16 protein-coding genes and 1 pseudogene are annotated in these 19,517 nt (G+C 68.7%); 10 read left to right on the top strand and 7 right to left on the bottom strand.

Annotation, left to right across the window (positions count from 1 at the left end; genetic code table 11):
- Positions 1-434 precede the first annotated feature (434 nt).
- The gene (locus ACL02T_RS10385; RefSeq protein WP_412830426.1) at positions 435-656 is read right to left on the bottom strand and encodes a hypothetical protein; all 222 of its coding nucleotides are present in this window, start codon (positions 654-656) and stop codon (positions 435-437) included.
- A gap of 433 nt (positions 657-1,089) precedes the next feature.
- Between ACL02T_RS10385 and ACL02T_RS10380 the strand changes: the two genes are divergently transcribed.
- From ACL02T_RS10380 to ctaE, 3 genes are all read left to right on the top strand, one after another.
- Entirely contained in the window at positions 1,090-1,257 is a 168-nt protein-coding gene (locus ACL02T_RS10380) for a hypothetical protein (protein ID WP_412830425.1), read from the top strand.
- 723 nt (positions 1,258-1,980) lie between these two features.
- The gene (gene ftsW / locus ACL02T_RS10375) at positions 1,981-3,210 is read left to right on the top strand and encodes a putative lipid II flippase FtsW (protein ID WP_412830424.1); all 1,230 of its coding nucleotides are present in this window, start codon (positions 1,981-1,983) and stop codon (positions 3,208-3,210) included.
- A gap of 698 nt (positions 3,211-3,908) precedes the next feature.
- The gene (ctaE, locus tag ACL02T_RS10370; RefSeq protein ID WP_412830423.1) at positions 3,909-4,508 is read left to right on the top strand and encodes an aa3-type cytochrome oxidase subunit III; all 600 of its coding nucleotides are present in this window, start codon (positions 3,909-3,911) and stop codon (positions 4,506-4,508) included.
- 485 nt (positions 4,509-4,993) lie between these two features.
- Here the strand turns inward: ctaE and ACL02T_RS10365 are convergent, their stop codons facing one another.
- From ACL02T_RS10365 to ACL02T_RS10340, 6 genes are read right to left on the bottom strand one after another with little or no spacing between them, the layout of a single operon-like run.
- Positions 4,994-6,058 (bottom strand): 2-aminoethylphosphonate aminotransferase, encoded by a 1,065-nt coding sequence (locus ACL02T_RS10365; protein WP_412830422.1) that lies wholly within the window; start codon positions 6,056-6,058, stop codon positions 4,994-4,996.
- Positions 6,059-6,061: 3 nt separating this feature from the next.
- Positions 6,062-6,832, bottom strand: coding sequence for a phosphocholine cytidylyltransferase family protein (locus ACL02T_RS10360; RefSeq protein ID WP_412830421.1), 771 nt, complete (start codon positions 6,830-6,832; stop codon positions 6,062-6,064).
- Positions 6,822-8,081, bottom strand: a complete 1,260-nt coding sequence (locus ACL02T_RS10355) for an MATE family efflux transporter (RefSeq protein WP_412830420.1) — start codon at positions 8,079-8,081, stop codon at positions 6,822-6,824. Before ACL02T_RS10355 ends, ACL02T_RS10360 begins: the two co-directional genes overlap by 11 nt.
- The gene (gene aepY, locus ACL02T_RS10350; RefSeq protein ID WP_412830419.1) at positions 8,078-9,262 is read right to left on the bottom strand and encodes a phosphonopyruvate decarboxylase; all 1,185 of its coding nucleotides are present in this window, start codon (positions 9,260-9,262) and stop codon (positions 8,078-8,080) included. Before aepY ends, ACL02T_RS10355 begins: the two co-directional genes overlap by 4 nt.
- Positions 9,263-9,287: 25 nt before the next feature.
- Positions 9,288-10,991 (bottom strand): phosphoenolpyruvate mutase, encoded by a 1,704-nt coding sequence (aepX, locus tag ACL02T_RS10345; RefSeq protein ID WP_412830418.1) that lies wholly within the window; start codon positions 10,989-10,991, stop codon positions 9,288-9,290.
- A gap of 53 nt (positions 10,992-11,044) precedes the next feature.
- A complete protein-coding gene (locus ACL02T_RS10340; RefSeq protein WP_412830417.1) occupies positions 11,045-11,791 on the bottom strand; it encodes a LicD family protein in 747 nt (248 codons plus the stop codon).
- Between the two features lie 770 nt (positions 11,792-12,561).
- On the opposite strand from ACL02T_RS10340, the gene ACL02T_RS10335 reads away from it, so the two are divergent.
- The 7 genes and pseudogenes from ACL02T_RS10335 (at position 12,562) to istA (ending at position 19,484) form a co-directional block, all read left to right on the top strand.
- Positions 12,562-13,392, top strand: coding sequence for a M23 family metallopeptidase (locus ACL02T_RS10335; protein WP_412830416.1), 831 nt, complete (start codon positions 12,562-12,564; stop codon positions 13,390-13,392).
- A 431-nt stretch (positions 13,393-13,823) separates the two neighbouring features.
- Complete coding sequence (locus ACL02T_RS10330; protein WP_412830415.1) at positions 13,824-14,279, top strand: hypothetical protein; 456 nt, start codon at positions 13,824-13,826, stop codon at positions 14,277-14,279.
- Between the two features lie 314 nt (positions 14,280-14,593).
- Positions 14,594-14,893 carry a histone-like nucleoid-structuring protein Lsr2 gene (locus ACL02T_RS10325; protein WP_412830414.1) on the top strand — a complete coding sequence of 100 codons (300 nt, stop codon included), beginning with the start codon at positions 14,594-14,596 and terminating at the stop codon, positions 14,891-14,893.
- Between the two features lie 279 nt (positions 14,894-15,172).
- A pseudogene (locus ACL02T_RS10320) lies at positions 15,173-15,298 on the top strand (maleylpyruvate isomerase N-terminal domain-containing protein); the annotation flags it as partial.
- A 370-nt stretch (positions 15,299-15,668) separates the two neighbouring features.
- Complete coding sequence (locus tag ACL02T_RS10315; RefSeq protein WP_412830413.1) at positions 15,669-16,121, top strand: YybH family protein; 453 nt, start codon at positions 15,669-15,671, stop codon at positions 16,119-16,121.
- Positions 16,122-17,433: 1,312 nt separating this feature from the next.
- A complete protein-coding gene (locus tag ACL02T_RS10310) occupies positions 17,434-17,721 on the top strand; it encodes a hypothetical protein (protein ID WP_412830412.1) in 288 nt (95 codons plus the stop codon).
- A 335-nt stretch (positions 17,722-18,056) separates the two neighbouring features.
- Positions 18,057-19,484: an IS21 family transposase gene (gene istA, locus ACL02T_RS10305; protein ID WP_412830411.1), complete on the top strand. Its 1,428-nt coding sequence runs from the start codon at positions 18,057-18,059 to the stop codon at positions 19,482-19,484.
- The last annotated feature ends 33 nt before the right edge of the window (positions 19,485-19,517 follow it).

Below are 19,517 nucleotides of genomic sequence, written 5' to 3'. Positions count from 1 at the left end.
TTTGCCGTCCGTTTACATCGCCGGGCCGCGCCGCCGGTGTCCGGGCTGATCATCAGACCGGAAGACGACGGTCTTGGCCCACCCCGCATCCACATGTCCTCGAGCAGCGGTAGGGCCAAGGGGGAGCGGCCCGGCTGCCGAGCCGCCTGTGGTCGACACGCCTACGGCGCCTGCGTGCGTGCGCATCGCAAGACGACGGGGTGTCCCCGCCCCGCCGCCGGCGCGAGCAGCGGCAGGGCGAACGTTCGTGCCTACAAAAGCGCAGGCTTCCGAAGCCTCCAGGGCTACCCCGACACCATGACGCATGGTGTCTTGGTCAAGCGGGCTGCATCGAGAAGTGCTAGCGCAGCTCGCGGACGAAGGAGTGCACGAGCGGCGCCGGCACCTGCCTTCCCCGACGAGCTCGATCCCGCTGTGGGCTCGGCGCGCTGAGATCACTCCAGTTCGCGCCCGCCATCGTCCGGCTCGGTACGGAGTCCGTCCTCGCTCCAAGGCGGGCGGCCCTCGCTGCGCTGCCTGCGACGACGGCGTCCCCGAACCGCGGCGATCGCGCGAACCACGGGCGTCAGCTCGGCCACCTCGGCCTGGCAATCCGCGCAACCGCCCAGATGCCCAAGGAACGCCTCGTGCTCGTTGGCCTCCAGGCCGCCGAGCATGTATGCCCCGACCTCGATTCCCCATGGACACCCTGAGGTCAAATCCATCGCCTCCCGATTCACCTCAGCTGAGTCCGAGCGCCCAGCCTCACCATCGCGCGCCGTCCCTGCGCCCGCCCCCGCCCGCAGGGCAACGGCCTCCACTCGGTTGTTAACCAGGACTAGAACGCCAGCGGCGCCCCCGAACCGGCATCGCTGTTGCCGCGCAGCCGAGACCGTGAGATCGAAAGCGAACCAATAGCACGCGACCAACAATCCTCCGCTGCCCGCCGCGCCAGGCGCCGGACCCGTAGCTGCGTGACAGACCCGCGTGGACACACTACTATCTCCGTACAGAGATAGTAGGTAGTAGATCGGCGCGCAGGTAGGTGTTCGCGGACGAAGCGCGAGCACCCTCTACGAGAGGGGAACCTTGGAGTCGTTGCTGTACGGCGTGGCCATCCTCGCGTGCCCGGTCGGAATGGGCGCGATGATGTTGATGATGCGCGGGAAGAGCAAGAGCACGGAGAGCGCGAGCCAGCAGCAGGTTGCGCAGTTGCGTGCAGAAGTCGAACAGCTTAAAGCCGAGCGCGCTACGCAGCGGGCGCAGGAAACACTCTGATGCCGACCTTGCTCGCCGCGCTGACCGCAGTCGCTGCGATGACGGCAACATACTTCTTCTGCGTGCGACCCGTGAGGCGGGGGAACTGCACCATGGGTGGCACGTCGGGGACGGACTCCGAGATCGATCGCCAGCTGACGGAACTGGAGGACGAACTGCGCGCACTGCGGGCTCAGATCGCCTTCGAGACTGCGGCCATTTCGCGAAGTTCACCAGGTCACGGCCCTAGAGGTGAAGCAGCACGCCTCCAATGACTTCTCCCGGCGTGGTCTGAGAGACGGCTGCACGGGGGCCACGCCGAACCTTGCCGCCCAGGGCGGCTTGCACTTGCGGCCTGGCTACACCCATGTCGTAGCCAGGAATCTGGCGATGAGCCTAGATTCGCCCGTCGAGGGCGCCATTCAACGTCGTCAACAGCACCCGGCACCCATTTCCGCAGACCGGGCAGCCAGCCGATCTGGATGAGCTCGTGATGGCTGATCGCTGAGTACAGCGAACTGCTCAAGAGTGTTCTGACGGCCGGGCTGCCCGCGGGCCGCCTAAGGTCTTGAAGCCCGGAACTTGGCCGTCCTCTCCTGCGCGAGTTCTTCACAGTCCGCACTCGGTGCACGAAAGGTTCCGCACGTGCCGTCCCCGTTCCGTCACACCTCGTTCCGAAGGTCTCCCTGCGGACGAGCTGTTGAGCGGTCCCGGACCTCCTTCAGCGGATGGCTGGCCCGGCCGATGACCTCGCTGCACCTGCTTCTCGCAGTGTTCGGGTTGCTGACGCTGTTTGGTCTGGTAATGGTCCTCTCGGCTTCCTCCGTGACGGCCCTCACCTCGAGCGGGTCTTCCTACTCGGTGTTCAACAGGCAGCTGATGTTCGGCTGCGTGGGACTCGTGGCCTTCTACATCGCCCTTCGGGTTCCACCGCATTGCTGGCGGCAGATCTCCCCGATCCTGCTCTTGGGTTCGATCGCCGCGCTGATTGCCGTGCTGGTTCCCGGAGTTGGTGTGATACGTAACGGGTCTCGGGGCTGGTTTGCCGTCGGGTCCCTATCCCTACAGCCTGCAGAGATCGCCAAGCTCGCCCTGGCACTTTGGGGCGCGCACATGCTGGCGGCTCGCCGTAAGGTCATGCAGCACTGGCGTCATGCCCTGTCCCCGGTCCTACCGGTCTCGCTGGTCATGCTCACACTGCTGGTGCTCCAGCCCGATCTCGGCGGAGCTGTGTCCCTCGCGATCGTGGTCGGCGCCCTGCTCTACTACGGCGGCGCTCCGGCAAGGCTGCTGGCGGCATTGGCCGTAGGCGGTGCAGCCGGCGCGGTGATCCTCGGGCTCACTGCCGGCTATCGCGCTAGCCGGATTAACTCGTTTCTCTCTGGCGACACCGGCGATCCGTTCGGCGCCGCCTACCAAGCCCGCCAAGGTCTGTACTCCCTCGCCGACGGCGGGCTGCTCGGAGTCGGACTCGGACAGGGCCGGGCGAAGTGGGACTACCTACCCAACGCCCACAACGACTTCATCTTCGCGATCATCGGCGAGGAGCTCGGTCTCATCGGTACCTTCGCGGTCCTCGCCCTCTTCGGCACCCTCACCTACACCGGGTTGCGCATTGCTGTGCGGGTCGTCGACCCCTGGTGCAAGATCGTCGGCGCTACGGCGACCACGTGGCTAGTCATCCAGGCCGCCATCAACATCGGCTACGTGGTCGGCCTGCTGCCGGTGACCGGTCTGCAACTGCCACTGATCTCCTCGGGAGGAACATCGCTAGTCACGAGCATGTTCACCTTCGGCCTGCTGGCCAACCTCGCCCGTCATGAGCCCGAAGCAGTCGCCGTGAGCCGCGAAAATGGCCCGGGGCCCCTCGCTCAACTGCTCCGCCTTCCAAGGCCGGTCTCCACTCCTGGGCCCACGTCGAACTATGCCGCGCACAGGACAGCACCCGGCTTCCGCCGACCGCTTGAACGGTAGGGCCACGCGCCTGCTCTCGGTGGTAGCTGACACTGGCCCGAAGGGGCTGGCTCCATTGTCGATGAGTGGTCGTGGTCAGACGGTGATAACGCGCGCAGCTACCAGGCGCCCGTCGCCTTCGTGCTCCCGCCGGGCACGTCGCCGCGACGCTGACCATCCCTCCCTGAGCTCGGTGTCGCCGAGAGTTCATCGAGGCCTTCCTCGCCACCAGTGATTCCGCAAGCCTGCTTCCCAACATCGAGGTCAGACGGTGGTGGCCGCCCGATGGATCTCAGGCGCAGAGCAGTAGCTCGGTGATCCAGCCAGAGCCCCGGACAAGCGGTCGAACTCCAGCCTGGTGATGGCCAAGGAGCACGCAACACCGACCCTTCCCCTCCTGAGGACTGCGCTCCTCAGGCTGCTCTACTATCTACGTACAGAGATAGTAGGACGCGCGTTAGGTGCAGACCCATCCGGTCTGCACCCCTACCTGCACCGGCATCTCGGCCCCCACCACGGTTGGGCCAAGATGCCGCGACCTGAGGTCGAGGAGGGTTAACAGTCCTTCGCCCCTGCCCTGCCGACTCGGCAACAGCGGGGGCGACCACACCAGGGGCCCGGGTCATCAGAAGACGATCAAGCACGGGCTTTTCGCTCGCCGCCAGGGGGCCGGCCTCCGCTGCACCGCGGTGTGCCCTTCAAGAAGTGAGGACCCGTCCGTGACTACCGATTCAGCACAGGCCAGCGTGCGAACTCCTTTACTGAACAGGCCGAACCTGGTTAGCGTCGGCACCATCGTCTGGCTCTCCAGCGAGTTGATGTTCTTTGCAGGGCTCTTCGCAATCTACTTCACAGCGCGCGCTCAGAATGCAGGAGATTGGCCGCCACCACCGACCGAGCTGAACGTGCCCTACGCATTGGTGGTTACTTCCATTCTGGTGGCTTCATCGTTCACTTGCCAGTTCGGAGTTTTTGCGGCGGAGCGCGGCGATGTTTTCGGCCTGCGCCGATGGTACATCGCAACACTCCTCATGGGCGCAGTCTTCATCGCCGGCCAGAGCTACGAATACTATCAACTCGTGAAGGAGGGGACTACGATCGCCTCAAGCGCCTACGGAACGGTTTTCTTCATGACTACCGGCTTCCATGGCCTTCACGTGGCGGGCGGACTCATCGCCTTCATACTTCTTTTGATCAGAACGAGGCTCAGCAAGTTTACTCCGGCTCAAGCTACCGCAGCTATCGTAGTCTCGTACTATTGGCACTTTGTGGACGTTGTCTGGATCGGACTCTTCACTGTCATCTATTTCATCCGCTGACCAAGATGCCCCGATGCCCACGGTAACGCGCTTCAGCGCCAAATTCGCGTCTCCATCGATGAAGGAGTTCTCTGGTGTTCTCATAGTGAAGTGCACCTCGGCGGCCCGGTGCAGTGAAGATCAATGTTGCTGCTGAGTTCGTCGGCCTCGATAGGTTCAGTAATCAGCCGCCACTGTCGCGTCCGGCGTGTACGCGCCCCGTGCGTGTGGCCGTCGCCGACGGCGCTGCGGGTCTGCAATGACGCGCACTCTCGATCATCAGCGACTTCTGACCGGCTCGGCAGGGCCACAACGGCTTGGCGAACCGATGGTCGGGCCACCTCTGCTGGCAGGTGCGATCGGTCGCTCCTATACGGCAGGGTGTTGGCAGCTGGGTTCTGGTTCTCGATAAAGCTCAAGCCCGCAGCGACTGTCCCGCCGACGGTCAACCTCGTCCGCTTCCGAGCATCCCGCCATGCGGGTATAGCAGCTCGGGATGGGAGGGGCTACGAGAAGGTTTCAGTAAGGGCGTCGACTAGCCGGTCGATGTTCACGTCCGACAGGTCGCCCATGGTCGAGATTCGGAAGATCGAGTTGGCCAACTTGCCCTGCCCGGCGTAGATCACGAAGCCCCGATCTTTCAGCCTGTCGTGCAGGTCGACATAGGAGACGGTGTTCGGCAGCCGGTAGGAGCGCAGGACGACGGAGCTCCCGCCGTCGGGCAGTAGCGGTGCGACGTCGGCTGCGCGCAGGGTTTTTCCGACGGCGCCGGCGTAGCGAGCGTAACGGTCGTGCCGGGTCCGCCAGCCGCCCTCCGACCGCAGCTCGTCGAGTGCCTCGACCAACGCGTACAGGCTCTGCACGGCCGGCGTGAAGGGCGTGTTGCGGTGGTCCTGTAGGGTCGCCAGCCGGGTCAGGTCCAGGTAGTAGGCCCGCTGCGCCGCCGAGGCGAGCGCGGCGCGCCGCACCACGGCGAACGCGATGCCGGGGACACCGTGCAGGCACTTGTTGGCCGTGCCGGCGACGGCGTCGATCGGCAGCGCGAAGTCGATCTCCTCGCCGCCGAAGCTGCTCACCCCGTCGACCAGCAGCCGCACACCGTGCTCCCGGCACACCGCCCCGACCTCGGCGAGGTCGATGAGCCGCCCGGTCGTGGTCTCGTGGTGGACGACGGCGACGTGCGTGAACCCCGGCGAGCTCGCCAGCCGCGCATCGAGGGCGTCGAGGTCCGGCGCGTCGAGCCAGTCCCCGGCCAGCGTCTCGTGCGCGATGCCGTGACACTCCGCGATCGCGGTCATCCGCTCGCCGTAGACCCCGTTCTCCAGCACCAGCAGCCGGCCGTCCGCCGGAACCACCGACGCGACCATGCTCTCCACCGCCGCGGTGCCCGAACCGGTGAGCAGCACGGCGGCCCACTCGGCGGGATCCAGGTCGTAAACCGACAGCAGCCCGGCCCGGGCCGCGTCCTGCAGATCGAAGAACTCCGGCTCACGGTGGCAGAGATCGGGCCCGAGCAGGCTCTCCCGCACGCGCGGCGACAGTGTGACGGGGCCGGGGTTGAGCAAGAACACGATTTACACCTCGAGGGTCAGGCGGGGGAGCACGTCCGCGCGGGCGCGCTCGACGTCGTGCGAGAAGTCGATCTCGGTCCACGGCGCGCCGGTCACGTCGACCGCGGCGAACCGGTGCTCGCCCGCCCGCAGCAGGTCCCGCACCGCGTCCTCGTGCGGCAGCGCCGCGCCACCGGCGGTCACGCTCACCCGGACGATCCCGGCCAGCGCCGCGGCGGCCGCCTCGCCGAGGCGGAAGAAGCCGACAGACTCGCCGACGGCGTCGTGCGGCAGGTCGGAATCCGGCCGTTTGGCCAGGTCGACGGGCACCCCCTCGCGCAGCAGCACCTTGACCGGCTCCTCGCCGGGCTCGAAGTCCCGGTCGACGAGCAGGGCGTTCGCCGACGGCGCGTGGACAAGAGGGCCGACAACGCGCGCGTCGCACAGCACGTCCGCGTCCATCAGCAGGACGGTCCCCCCGGCGGTGAGCTGCGGCCCCACCACGTCGACGGTGAGCATGCTGCCCAGCTCATACCGCTCGTTGCGGACGAGCGTGGGTCGGGGTAGGTCGAGGAGGTCGAGCTCGCGCTCGATCTCCTCATGCGCGTACCCGGTGGCGACCACGACCTGGGTCACTCCGCAGGCGTGCAGCTCGCGGAGCTGGCGTTCGAGAAGGCTCATGCCGCCGAACCGCAGCAGGCACTTCGGACCGGGACGTTCCCGGGTCTCCAGCCGCTTGCCGCGGCCTGCGGCCAGGATCACCGCCCGCATCGACTCACCCGTCCTAGTTCTCATCTCGACCACCTGTCGCGTCCGGGACGCGGCGGTCGCACCGCGCCGCCATGATGAACAGGACGGCGGTGATCAGGACCAGCAGCCCAGCCGCGGCCCAGGCGTAGAGGACCAGTTCGTGGCGGGTCAGGACGAGCACACACACTGCGGTGACCACCGGTGCGGACACCATCCGCACCGCCAGGAGCATGCCGCTGGCCCCGGAGATAAGCATGGTCAGCGTGGCTGCGTGGCCGAGGGCTGACGCGGCTGCGTACACGGCAACAGCTAGGACGACCGGTGCGCTGATGGCCCACGCGTCGCCCACGATGCTCTGCCCAACAGACACCGGCAGCAGCGTCAGGCCCACGCCGATCGCCAGCGCCAGACCTGCAAGCGCACCGAAGCGTTTGGAGGCCCAGCGGAGCTTCCCGGAGGGCGTGAGCTCGAGGTCGCGCAGTCGAGGCAGGACGGTGTAGTTCAGTGCTATCGCCAAGGTAGCGACCGGCCCCAGGGCCGACTGCGCCAGCCGCAGCCCGCCGAGCGCCACGGTGGACAGGAACACCGCGGTGAGCAGGGTGAGCAGCTGGTCGAGCCCGGTCGCGATGACATAGTCGCCGGCGAGGTTGGCGCTGACCCGCCGCGGCCAGGGCCGGCGCCAGCTCGTCCACCGGGCCGACCACGGCGGCAGGACGACCAGACAGGCTGCCCACGGGCCGGCGCCCAGGCCCAGCATTGTGACCAGCGACCCCTGCTCGAGAAGGACCGTCGCGGCCACCCAGCCGACCATCACTAGCGCGGCAATCAGGTCGCCCGGCAGTAGCCGCAGGTAGTCCGACCGGCCCTGGTAATGCATCCGTACCGCGTCCCAGTACAGGCAGCCGGGCAAGACGAGTCCTGTGGCCAGCACTGCGACCCGGAGCTCGCCGGTCAAGACGAACGATGCCGCGACGGCGACGACCAGTCCGCCGGTTCCGATCAGCAGGACGACCCGCCGCGCCTCGGCGACCGGCCTAGTCGGGTCGACCGTCGGGTCGGACACGATCGGCATGAGCACGCTCGCGTTGACGACCCCGACGCAGAACAGTACAGCCAGCTGCACCGAAACGAACAGGCCGAACGCTCCAGGCGGCAGCATTCGTGCTGATAGCACCACGACGGCCAGGTTGGCCAGGCTGACGGTGGCCTGGTTAGGGGCCGCGGTATGGAGCAGCCGCGCGATCTTCCTGGGAGGGTCTGAGATCGGTGTGGGGACCGGTGCCTCCGATGTCACCGGCCCGGCTCCGCTGCGAAGGGCACCCCGACCCGCTCGGCGAGGTGGGACATCAGACGGCGGGCGACCTCGGGGGGCGTGACCGTCGGCCGGGGCAGGTCCTTTGGCGTCCCGGTCCCGATCCGCAGGCGCGCGAACCGGGGGCCCTCGGCCGCGGCCTCGAGCAGCGCGTCGACCAGGCCGGGATCGTCCCCCTCCAGCGCCACGGGGTAGCCGCAGGCGGCCGCGACGCCGGCGAACGACACGTTCGGCGACACGGTGGCCTGGCCGCCCGTCGACTCGTGCGCGCCGTTGTCCAGCAGCAGGTGCGTGAGGTTGGGCGGGCCGTAGGTGCCGAGCGTGGCGAACGCGCCCATCCGCATGAGGGCGGCGCCGTCCCCGTCGAGGGCGACCACGTGCACGTCGGGCCGGGCCAGGGCCAGGCCGAGGGCGAGCAGCGCCACACAACCCATCGAGCCGACCATGTAGAGCTGGTTGGGGCGGTCGGCGAGCGCGGAGAGCTCGCGACCGCAGTATCCCGTGGAGGCGAGCACCGCGGTCGACCCCTCCGGCGTCCGGTCGATCACCCGCTGCAGCGCCTCCCGCCGGGTCGGCAGGGCGCCGGCCGGAGCCCCGCTCGCCTCCGGGGCCGGGGCTGCACCGGGCACGCCCGGCGGGCGCACCCCGTCGCGCAACGCGTACGGGGCGACCGTGCCCTTGTGCATGACCAGCGCGTAGGGACGACCGGTGGAGTCCATGTGCGCCACCGCGGCGTCGAGCGCCGGGCCGACGGCGGCGTCCTCGGACGGGAAGTCCGCCCACGGGATCTCCATGGTCTCGAGCATCTGCGGCGTGATCCGCCCCATCAGCTCGTGCTGCGGCTCGTCCGGGTTCCCCGGCTCGCCGCGCCAGGTCACGATCAGCAGCTGCGGCACCCGGAAGGTCCAGGTCAGCGAGGTCAACGGGCTGACGGCGTTGCCGAGCCCGGAGTTCTGCAGCATCGTCACGGCGCGCCCCCCGCCGAGGGTGACCCCGGCGGAGATCGCGACGGCGTCGCCCTCGTTGGCCGCGGACAGGTACCGCAGGTGGTCCGCCTGCAGCACGTAGTTGATGAACGGCGTGAGGTACGAGCACGGCACGCCGGTGTACCAGGCGAACCCGCGCGCCCGCGCCTCGTCGACGAAGGTCTCGGCGGCGATCACAGAAAGCTCCCGTCGGGGTCGGGACTCACGGCCGGGCGAACTCCCCGGCACGGTCGAAGTCGTACAGGTCGTTGATGCCGCGCCAGTGGCCGTGGATGTACAGGACCTCGACTGTCTCACCGGCGTCGACGAGCGCGTTGAGCAGGTCCGGCACGTCCAGCCGGTCGAAGTCCGGCCGCTGCACCAGCCGCTCCATCATCGCCGTCAACCGGCCGACGCCCTCGCCCCGCGCGGCGAGCATGCCGATCCACCGGCCGTCCGAGCCGGCCGCCTCGTCGGTCACCCTGCGCAGCAGCACCTGCCGGCCGAAGAGGGACCGGTCGTCGGGCTCGGAGCACTGCACGAAGTCGTTCGTGCTGCCCGCGTCCTCGTCCGTGACGGCGGAGGAGTCGACCACCACGGCGAAGTCCGCCTTGACGTCGAGCAGGTCCCGCAGGATGTAGCCGCGCAGCATCAGGTCGCCGTAGGAGACGACGGTGTCGTGGGTCATCGCCGGCAGGGCCCGCCGCAGCGACTCGAGCTCCCCGGTCTCCTCGTGACGCTCGTTGACCTCCAGCTTCAGACCGGAGGTGTCGATCGCGTCCGCCCGGTAGCCACCGACCACGGTGATGTCGTTCATGCCCTGGGACTTGAAGGTGTCGACGAGCCAGCGCAGCAGCGGCTTGCCGGCGATCGGCAGCATGACCTTCGGACGGTCCTCGGTCACGGCCTCGAGCCCGCGGCCGCGGGTCGCGGCCAGCACGACCGCGGCCGGCGCCCGGTGCGCGACCGACAGGTAGCGACGTTCGGCGGCCGCGTACTCGTCGGCACCCTGCAGTCGAAAGATCTCCCCGACGGGAGCGACACGGTCCTCCACGTCGACCAGCGTGCGGCTGTCGTGGATCTCGCGGGCCACCGACTGCATCGCCGAGGTCGCGGCGCGAAGCAGGTGGTTGGCCCAGATCACGACGCTGATCCCGGCCTCGCGGAAGACGGTGGTGGGGGTGCTGTAGTACTTCGTCGGCACGATCACCAGCGGCGCCCGGTTCTGCCACTGCGCCGCGAACTCGAGGATCTCGTCCGGACGCGACTTGGCGCTGTGGATCAGGATCGCGTCCGCCCCGGCCTCGTGGTAGGCCGCGGCGCGGTGCAACGCCTCCTCGACGCCCCAGCCCGCGATCATCGCCTCCACCCGGGCGACCAGCACGAAGTCCTCGTCGAGCTGCGAGTCCTTGCCCGCCTTGATCCGCCCGCAGAACTCCTCCACCTCGGCCAGCGGCTGCCGGTCGCCGTCGATGAAGCTGTTGGTCTTCGGGAACTGCTTGTCCTCGATGCAGACCCCCGCGACACCACGCTGCTCCAGCTTGCGCACGAGCCGGCGCACGTTGTTGAAGTTGCCGAAGCCGGTGTCCCCGTCGAGCAGGATGGGCAGGTCGCTGGCGTCGGCCATGAACTCCACGACGTCGACGATCTGCGTCCAGCTCGCCTCGTTGTTGTCCCGGACGCCGAGCTGGGCCGACATGGCCAGCCCGGAGGCCCAGATCCCGCCGAACCCGGCCTCCTTCACGATCCGGGCGGAGAGCCCGTTGTGCGCCTCCATGAGGAACTCGAGCTCGTCGGAGAACACCATCTGCCGCAGGGCGGCCGCCCGGGAGCGGGACGCGGGGGGATCGGCGTCGAGTCGGGGCGAGGGCAGGTCCGCTGGCAGCGGCGGGGATTCGGGCAGCGGTTCGGGTAGCGGTTCGGGCACTGAGCGATTCCCCTTCGTCCTGACGACGGCGTTCGCGGTGCGGGCGCGGCGGGTCACCGGGCCCCGACTGGGCGCCACTCGCGGGTCCGCACGATGGCCTTGTCGTCCAGGTAGCCCCAGGACGGGTCGGGCGTGCGCCAGTCCCCGTAGTGGAGCTCCAGGACCTTCTCGTGATCGACGGGCTTGCGCCACGTCCGCCCGAGGAAATCGAACGGCTCGAGGTCGAGCCGGGGCAGCAGCCCGACGGCCTCCACCAGGCCGGCCGGGCCGGTGCCGTACAGGTGGTACTCCTGCATGTCCTGCTCGGTGGGCTGGAGCCGGAAGAACTCGAACAGGGCCCCGTGCCGGATGAAGATGCGCTCGGTCCGCACGCCGGTGTTGTCCCGGAACGAGTACCAGCGCCGGAAGCCGGCGGCGAGCAGGGCGGGCTCGGCCCGTTCCAGGAGCTCGTCGTCGGCCGCGGCGTAGCAGAAGTCCGCGTCGCCGACGTCGTGCGGCAGCAGGCGGCCCTCCCGCGCCCAGCCCAGCAGCATCCCGCCCCACACCCAGTAACGGTCCCCGAACGCGGTGGCTGCCAGCACGTCGTTGAGCAGGCGGAGGTCCTCCTCGAACCGACGCGCTCGCCGGCTCCGCACCGCCTTGGGGATCAGCCCGAGCCGGGAGAGTATCCGGTCGGCCTGAGGGCCGAGAAAGTCCCGCAACGCCACGACCTCGTTGCCGGGGATGCGCCGCACCGCGCTGTCCAGCTCGATATTGCGTGACTGGCGGCCCACTGCCGCGGCCACTCGCTCGATCGGCATCGGCAGTTTCATCAGGTCGCCCTCTCACGGCCGTTGGCGCACCGCTGTGATCCAGGGAAGGCAGGGGGAGCGGGAGGACTGCCAGTGCAAGGCATCTGGATGCAGTCGGTCACGAACCTTCCCACCGATCCGACGTTCACGCGTGGCGCCGACGCCGGAGTCAGCGCGGGGATCACAACCGACACCGAGCGCCGCAGGAGCCGACCACTCGATCTCGACGGTTCCGGCACGGCACCTCCTCGAGACAGTAAATGCGCCCGCCTCCTGCAGGCCGCGGCGCGCTGACGAAGCCTGCTGGCCGCAGCAGGCGGAGCATCGGCAAGCAGGCCAATCTGTGCAGATCTGTCCGAGCTGCTCCTCATACCCTCCTCGTGTGACGCGAGACAACCCTACTATCTACGTACAGAGATAGTAGGATCGGTGCTCGGGCTTCCTCCGTGACCTGACCTCGCGTCAGCTACTACTCCCGATGACGACTTGGTCAGATGTCGATCACACGGGAAGGCCCGGCGTTCGGGCCTCGGCCTGACGTCGGAACGTAACGATAACGACCCGGTACGACCGGACACGGGCCGCGCCCCCGGCGGCCCGCCCCGACCCCGACGGGGCTGTCCACCGGGTTCAGAACCTTCGGAAGGATTGTTGTGGCACGGCACCGCTCCCCCCGAAGCCGGCGCGCACACCTCGGCTTCCCGCCCCCGGCCCTCGCGGCAGCGGGAATCGATGGCGCGTACCGGCCTCCCGCGCTCCCCAGGCCAGTCCCTTCGAGCATGTCAGCGCTCTCCGTTCGCGTCATGGCGGCGGCGGTTGCCGGCAGCGCGCTCGCAGCGACGGTCCAAATGGCGCAGCCCGGGTCGACACCATCCGCGTTCGCTGCCGGTAGTGTGCTCGAGCTGGGGGCTGATGAGCCGTTCATGCCGGGCCCTGCGGCTCCTCCCGAGTCGACCGTCCAGAATTCATCCTTCATCGGTGCCGGTCTATCGCCGGCGGGCGGGTCGATCAGCTCCATGCCGCCCGCGCCACAGATCGTCCGCGCTGCGGAGCTCGTCGACGCCCGACTTAGCCAGCGCCCCGCCGAGCAGGCGAGACGCGCTTCCGAGCAGGCGGCTCGCGCCATCGAGGAAGCTCGAGCTGCAGCCGACACCCCACCGGAGAAACTGGCTGGAAGTGGCACGACGGTCGCCCTGAAGAAGGCGTCGGTCGCGTCGGCTGGCGGAGGCGTGCAGATGGTGGTGGGACGCATCAGCTCCGGCTACGGTCCTCGCTGGGATGCCCAGCACAAGGGCCTCGACATCGCGGCGCCGATCGGCACGCCAATCCGTGTTCCGCTGGATGGAACGGTGATCAGCTCGGGGCCGGCCAGCGGTTTCGGGCTTTGGGTGCGGGTGCGCCATGCCGACGGCACCATCACCGTCTACGGTCACATCGACCGCACGCTGGTCGCGGTCGGTCAGCGGGTCTCGGCGGGCGAGATCATCGCTGCGGTCGGCAATCGCGGCCAGTCCAGCGGCCCGCACCTGCACTTCGAAGTCGTCGATCCAAGTGGTAGCAACATCAACCCGACCCCCTGGCTCACCGCGCGGGGGGTGGGCTTCACCTAAGCTCGGCTGGGCTCCGCTGCGGGATCGGTGGGTGCCCATGTATTCGTGGTCAGCCCGCCGCGGGAGCGTCCCACGCCATGATCGACGGGCTCAGGGACCTTGTCATTTGATGGTGCCCCCTGTGCGGGCGTGGGGGCACCGGCGGCGTGTTGATGCGCCCGCACGACGGTGGAGTCGACCGACAGCAGCCAATCCAGGCTCCCCGCTGGTCCTGTCCCGCCAGCATCGCCTCGAAGATCCGCTGGTAGATGCCGTCGGTCGACCAGCGGCTGTGCCGTTTCCACAGCGTCTGCCACGGCCCGAACTCGGCCGGCACGTCTCGCCCGTCTCCAAAGGTCCCGCAAGAAGGACCCGATCCGGTGGCTCCCACGGCACTAGACTTCCTCGACGGTCTCGAGAGACGACCTGCGCGTCGGAGGGCAGGTGTTCGTGTGGTAACCAATCCCGAGAGCCCCGGCTCCCGTGAGCCTCCCAGGACGGGTAATTTCGGCCGGCGCTCGCTGATCACCTGGTGGGCCCTCAGCGCCATTTTCTTGTTGGCGATGGGCGGGATCCACCTCTATCTCGTCCTCTTTGGAGGGACGGGCGGCGTGCTCGGACGCCTGTTCGTGGTGAACGCTATCGGGGCGCTCGTGCTGGCGGTCACCATGGTCCTTGCCCAGGGCCGGCTCCTCGTTCTCGCGAGCCTACTGAGCCTGCTGTTCATGGCAGGCACGCTGCTCGCGCTGGTGCTCGCGTTGACAGTCGGACTCTTCGGGATCCGCTCGAGCCTGAACTACCAGCTGGCGCCGACCACGCTGGTTGTGGAATCGATCGGCACAGTCGTCCTCGTGACGACGACAGCCCGGGCAGCCCACAACCAGCGCGCGGCTCCGACGCAACGCTGATCAGTCGGGTAGTTGGAGCCCGGCATCCATACCTTGGTTCCACTACCGGACCTGGAACTTGGCAACCTAAAGAAGTCAAAGAGATGATCACGCGCTGGGCTGGACCGCCTCACCCGGCGGTTACGGCATTCGACGAAGGGCGCGAATAGCTCGGAGGCTTCGCCGGCCCCACCTGCACGGGCATGGGAGACGCCGGCCGAGGTCGAGGCCCGCCTCTCGCGCGGTGGCGTCTCACCGCCACGGCGCGCCTCCGTTGAGGCGGGCACGAGCTGTCGTACAACCCGGGGTCGAGGTCCCCGGCGGGAAGAGGAAAGATGGCACGGCAGGTTCAGATGGCGCTCATCGATGACATCGACGGCGGCCCAGCCGACGAGACGGTCCGGTTCAGCCTGGACGGCCGCCACTACGAGATCGACCTGGCGGGCGTGAAGTCCGACGCCCTGCGGGCGACACTCGCTCCCTATGTGGCCGCCGGGCGGCCGCAGAAAGCCGATCGGAAGGCCCCGCGCCGCGCCGCAAGTGGCGCGGACCAGGAGCGCAACCGCGCGATCCGGAAGTGGGCCGCGGCCAGGGCCTCCAGATCGCTGCGCGTGGGCGCATCCCGGACGAGGTGACCATCCGTTACGGGCACCTGGCAAGGCGCGACTGACACTCTGGAGAAGACCAGCTGCCCAACACTCTAAACGTGGGCATTGCACCCCTCGCGCCGCCTCCCTCCCCGCTCTCTGTTCGGATGCATCCGTGAGAACACGGACGTAGTCGTCTGGGTCGGGCGTGAGCCGGCTGCCACCGGCGGACCGATCGAGCCCGGCGCCCTACGTAGGTCTCCGTATGTCGAGCGTGGCGGCGCACAGGAACGATGGAGAGCAGCCTCCTAGCCCGGAGGAGTGACCATGGTGCTCGAGCTGCTCGTGGCGGCTAACGACGAGTACGCACGGCGGCTGCAACTCGTCGAACCTGGCGACTGGCGGCGACCGACGCTGTGCTCCGAGTGGCACGTGCGCGCACTCGCCAATCATGTCGTGGGCGCCAAGTTCGCTACCAGTTGCTACAGGGTGTGCCGACTGAACAGGTCGAAGCGACCCGCGTCGTCGATCATTTTGGCGACGACACGCTGGCGCCGTTTGTCCCGACGGCGTCGTCGCCTGCTTTCAGGAGGCCGGCGCACTCGAAAAACGGCACCTTCCGTGCCGGGCGACCGGACCGGGCGCGAATTGTTGTCGATGCGAATCCGCGACGCCGCGGTCCACGGCTGCGATCGCCCACGCGAGCGGCCCGGACGAGACCCTCGACTCGGACTGGCCGACGGAGACGTTCCGCGCGACGCGTCACCGCAGGATCGGCTGCTCCACCGGCTGGGACGCGACCCGAACATCCCAAGGAGGTCTGATGAACGACACCAAGCAGTTTCTCGAAGCGATGATGCCGCGCATTCAGGAGGCCGAAACTGCGCTGCACAACGGCGACGCCGGTCCGCGCTTCGCGATGTGGTCGCACACCGATCCGGTTACCGTCTTCGGTGCTGCTTTCAGTCCGATTGGGTGGGCCGAGGTCGGCCCGATGTTCGAGAAACTTGCCTCGCGTTTCTCAGACTGCAGCTCGTGCGAGTGGGAAGTGGTTGCCGCCGATGTGGGCGAAGACTTCGCATATCTGCTGGCGATCGAACGGACGACCGCGTCGGTGGGAGGCTCCGAACCGGCGCCGTACATGCTCCGCAGCACGATGATCTTCCGGCGCGAGAACGGCGAGTGGAAGATCGTGCATCGCCATGCCGATCCGATCGACGACTCCGCCACGTTGCTCTTGCGAGGCCTGTCAGGGGTAGGGCAGGGCGCTGCTTGAACTCCACGGGCGGGATATGCCGAGAGCGGCACCCTGCCGAGCCGTTTGGCACGGTGCACCACGCCGCGGTCGCGTTCTCCGTTCAATGAGTCCGCTCCAGGAGCGGAACCTGGGTCCGGCGGGCTCGGTTGTGGCTCCCTCCTATACCGCTGCCCATTCGCGTACCCAGCCGGCCCAGTCCGTAAGCGGTGCGCGGCAGGGCCGGTGAACAAAGCCGCCGGACGGGAGTTCTTGTGTCTGCCGCAGATCAGCTGCCCACAACACTGGTCACACGACGTGTTCGACAGCTACGAGTGCGTCGCCAACTTCCGGAGCGGGCACACAACGAGCTGTGCGAGGGGATCCGTGAGATGATGCCGGGCTGAGCTGCAGGGCGGCTGGCGTACCCGGACCATCAGCTTTGAGGGCGTTGGCAGCTTGCGCTAACTCCTGAGACCTTGGGGGCCGGGTCGTTCAACGTCCTGCAGTGCTCAGCGAGCGTGGCATCACGAGCGGTTGACCCTCGGGTCGTAGAGGTCGCAAGCCGGGGCAGTGGCTAACCGATTACCGCGGCGGCGCAACGCCTCACCCGAGGAGGCCTGGATGGTCGACCTAATGTGCCTTCGCGCGAGAAGGCCTGAACGATCGCTCTCCTCGTTCAGCCGGTTGGGCTCTCCCGGTGCGACCGCTTCACCCCGGCCGGCGGCCGAGCTCGGGAACCGGCGCGGTCTCACCGGGATGGCTCGGGCGGGTTCCTCTGACCGCTTGCCCGACCCGTCTGTGCTGACCTCTGGGCGGTCCGCTCGCCCCGACCAGCGGGAGGCCCGCCCTCGCACTGACCGGCCGCCTGTGCTTCAGCACCTGCCCCGCGGGCTCGACAGGCCGGCAGCACAGCGGCCCGCGCCGTCAGGCCATTTCGCACGGGTGGCACCGGGGCGGACTGCGTGCGGGACGCGGCGACATGGCGACGAACCCCCGGGACTGGCGCCTAAAGAAAGATCGATCTTCGGTGGCGAGTCTGTCCGGGCTCAACCCTCCGTGAGTGTCTCGGCCCGGCGCTTCCGGCCGTGCAAGTCCGGCGAATGTCGTGTGTAGGCCCATTGAGCGAGTGATTCGCGTGAGCTTCGTCTGCGCACTGTGCGGGACCTCGGCACCGCAATGACGAATCCGGGGCGAGGCGGCACCGGAACGAACCCCTCCCGCCGCCAGGGGCCGCCTTGATGCTCCCGGGAAGCCCGGTGAGTGCTTCGCTTCTCCAGGTGATTTCCGGTGCAACATCGGGGGTAGTCGGTGGACCTGGGTGTCCAGGGCTCAGCGTTGCTTCGGAGGGGTCGTGGAGGATCAGGACGAAACTCAGGACGAGGCTCTAGCGGTGGGTGCAGTCACGCGTGCGGCCGCCCGCACCGCGGTTTTCGCGATCTTGTCCGATGACCACAGCTATGAGGCGGGGCTGGCAGAGGCTCGAGCCGTCGCCGAAGGCGTGCAAGCCGATCTCGGTCCTCGCGGAGTGATCGAGTTGGTTGTGGCGCTTACCTCGCAGCTTGCCGCGCAGATCGAGGAGGAGGCCAGGGAGAAGGGGCTGCTTGCGGCTGACATCGCCGAGATCCGCCTCCTCGATTAAGGATCGTCTTCTACTCGTCAGCTTGTCGGGGTGCAGTTGGTTCGCCGCTCCTCGGCCTGTGACGGCCAACCAGGGCCGAGGCGGCAGATCGGGCCCTTCCGGCTCCGCCACCGGACGTCAGGCAGCCGTGTTGACGGTGCAGTCCCCGACGACGTCGCCACCGCTATTGGCCGCAACGTGCGTGTGACGGCGCTAGCTGAAGATCCTCAGAGTTACTAGATCAACTTCCCCAGGTGGAGTCATGTCCGGCGTGGTTGCGCGCTGGAGGGTGGCCTGGCGGTCAGGGTCCGCGGTGATCGTGGTGATCACTGCGGGCGATGACTGGAGGGCCGTTCATGCTCTCGCTGGAGGAAGACGTGGAAGTGCACGCGCTGCGCGCGCAGGGCTGGTCGATCTCGGCGATCGCTCGACATGTCGGGGCCGATCGCAAGACCGTCCGCGCGTACTTGAACGGCGAGCGGGTCGCCGGCCAGCGGGTCCGGACCTCGCCGACGCTGGTCGAGCCGTTCCTGGACTACTGTCGGCTGCGGCTGGCCGATGATCCGCATCTGTGGGCGTCGACGTTGTTCGACGAGCTGGTCGGGCTGGGGTTCACCGGCTCGTATCCGTCGTTGACCGCGGCGATCCGCGCGCACCGGCTGCGCCCGCACTGCGAGCCGTGTCAGGCCGCGAAGGGCCGCGACACCGCGATCATCGCCCACCCGCGCGGCGAGGAGACCCAGTGGGACTGGGTCGAGCTGCCCAACCCGCCCGCGGCATGGGGGGCCGGGCGGCATGCGCATCTGCTGGTCGGAGCGCTGGCGCATTCCGGACGCTGGCGCGCGGTGCTGGCCGAGGCCGAGGACTTTCCGCACCTGGTCGAGGCCATCGCCGGGGTCAGCGCCCGGCTCGGCGGCGTGACGCGCCGGTGGCGCTTCGATCGGATGGCCACCGTCTGCTCACCCGCCTCGGGGCGGATCACCCCGGCGTTCGCCGCGTTGGCCAAGCACTACGGAGTCGGGATCGACATCTGCCCGCCCCGGCGCGGCAACCGCAAGGGCGTGGTGGAGAAGGCCAACCACTCCGCCGCGCAGCGCTGGTGGCGCACCCTCGACGATGACTGCTCGCTGGCCGAGGCCCAGGCCGGGCTGGACGCGCTGTGCGCGCGTCTGGACGAGCGCACCCGCCGCCGCGACGGCGCCCGGCTCAGTGTTGCCGAGCTCGCCGCCGGTGAGGCGCTGCGCCCGGTCCCGCTGGTCGGTTTCCCGGCCGAGCTCGTCGTGACCCGCACGGTCAGCCCGCAAGGGCTGGTGGCGTTCCGTGGGAACGCCTACTCGGTGCCACCCGGGCTGGTCGGCGCGCTGGTCACCGTCACTGCCCGGCTGGGCTCGGACCGGCTGCAGATCGCCACCGCCCGCGGCTCGGTCATCGCCGTGCATCCCCGCGCGCTCGACGGATCGGGCGCGGTCATCCGCGACGACGGGCACGTCCGGGCGCTGGAGAAGACCGTGCTCGCCGGGTTCAGCGACGCCCGCCCCTGCACCCACAAGACCCGCCGCCCGCCCTCGCCGGCATCGCTGGCCGAGGCCCGGCGCCTGCGCGCCCACCCGGGCCTCGACCCGCGCCTCGACCCGGACCTGCCCACCAGCGACCCGGCGACCCGCGTTGTGATCGACATGGCGGTCTACGCCGCGACCGCAGCCCGCCTCGGGGCCCGACCCGCCACTCCGACCACCCGGACCAGCCCGACCAGCCCGACCACGACCAGTGAGGAGAACCGTTGAACGACAACAGATCCGAGCCGCCACCGGCCGCGC

Origin of the sequence: Pseudonocardia oceanicola (assembly GCF_047200735.1) — a bacterium.
In the GTDB taxonomy this organism is placed as follows: Bacteria; Actinomycetota; Actinomycetes; order Mycobacteriales; family Pseudonocardiaceae; genus Pseudonocardia.
The sequence above is the reverse complement of the archived record's forward strand: the minus strand, read 5'-3'. Positions and strand labels throughout refer to the sequence as shown.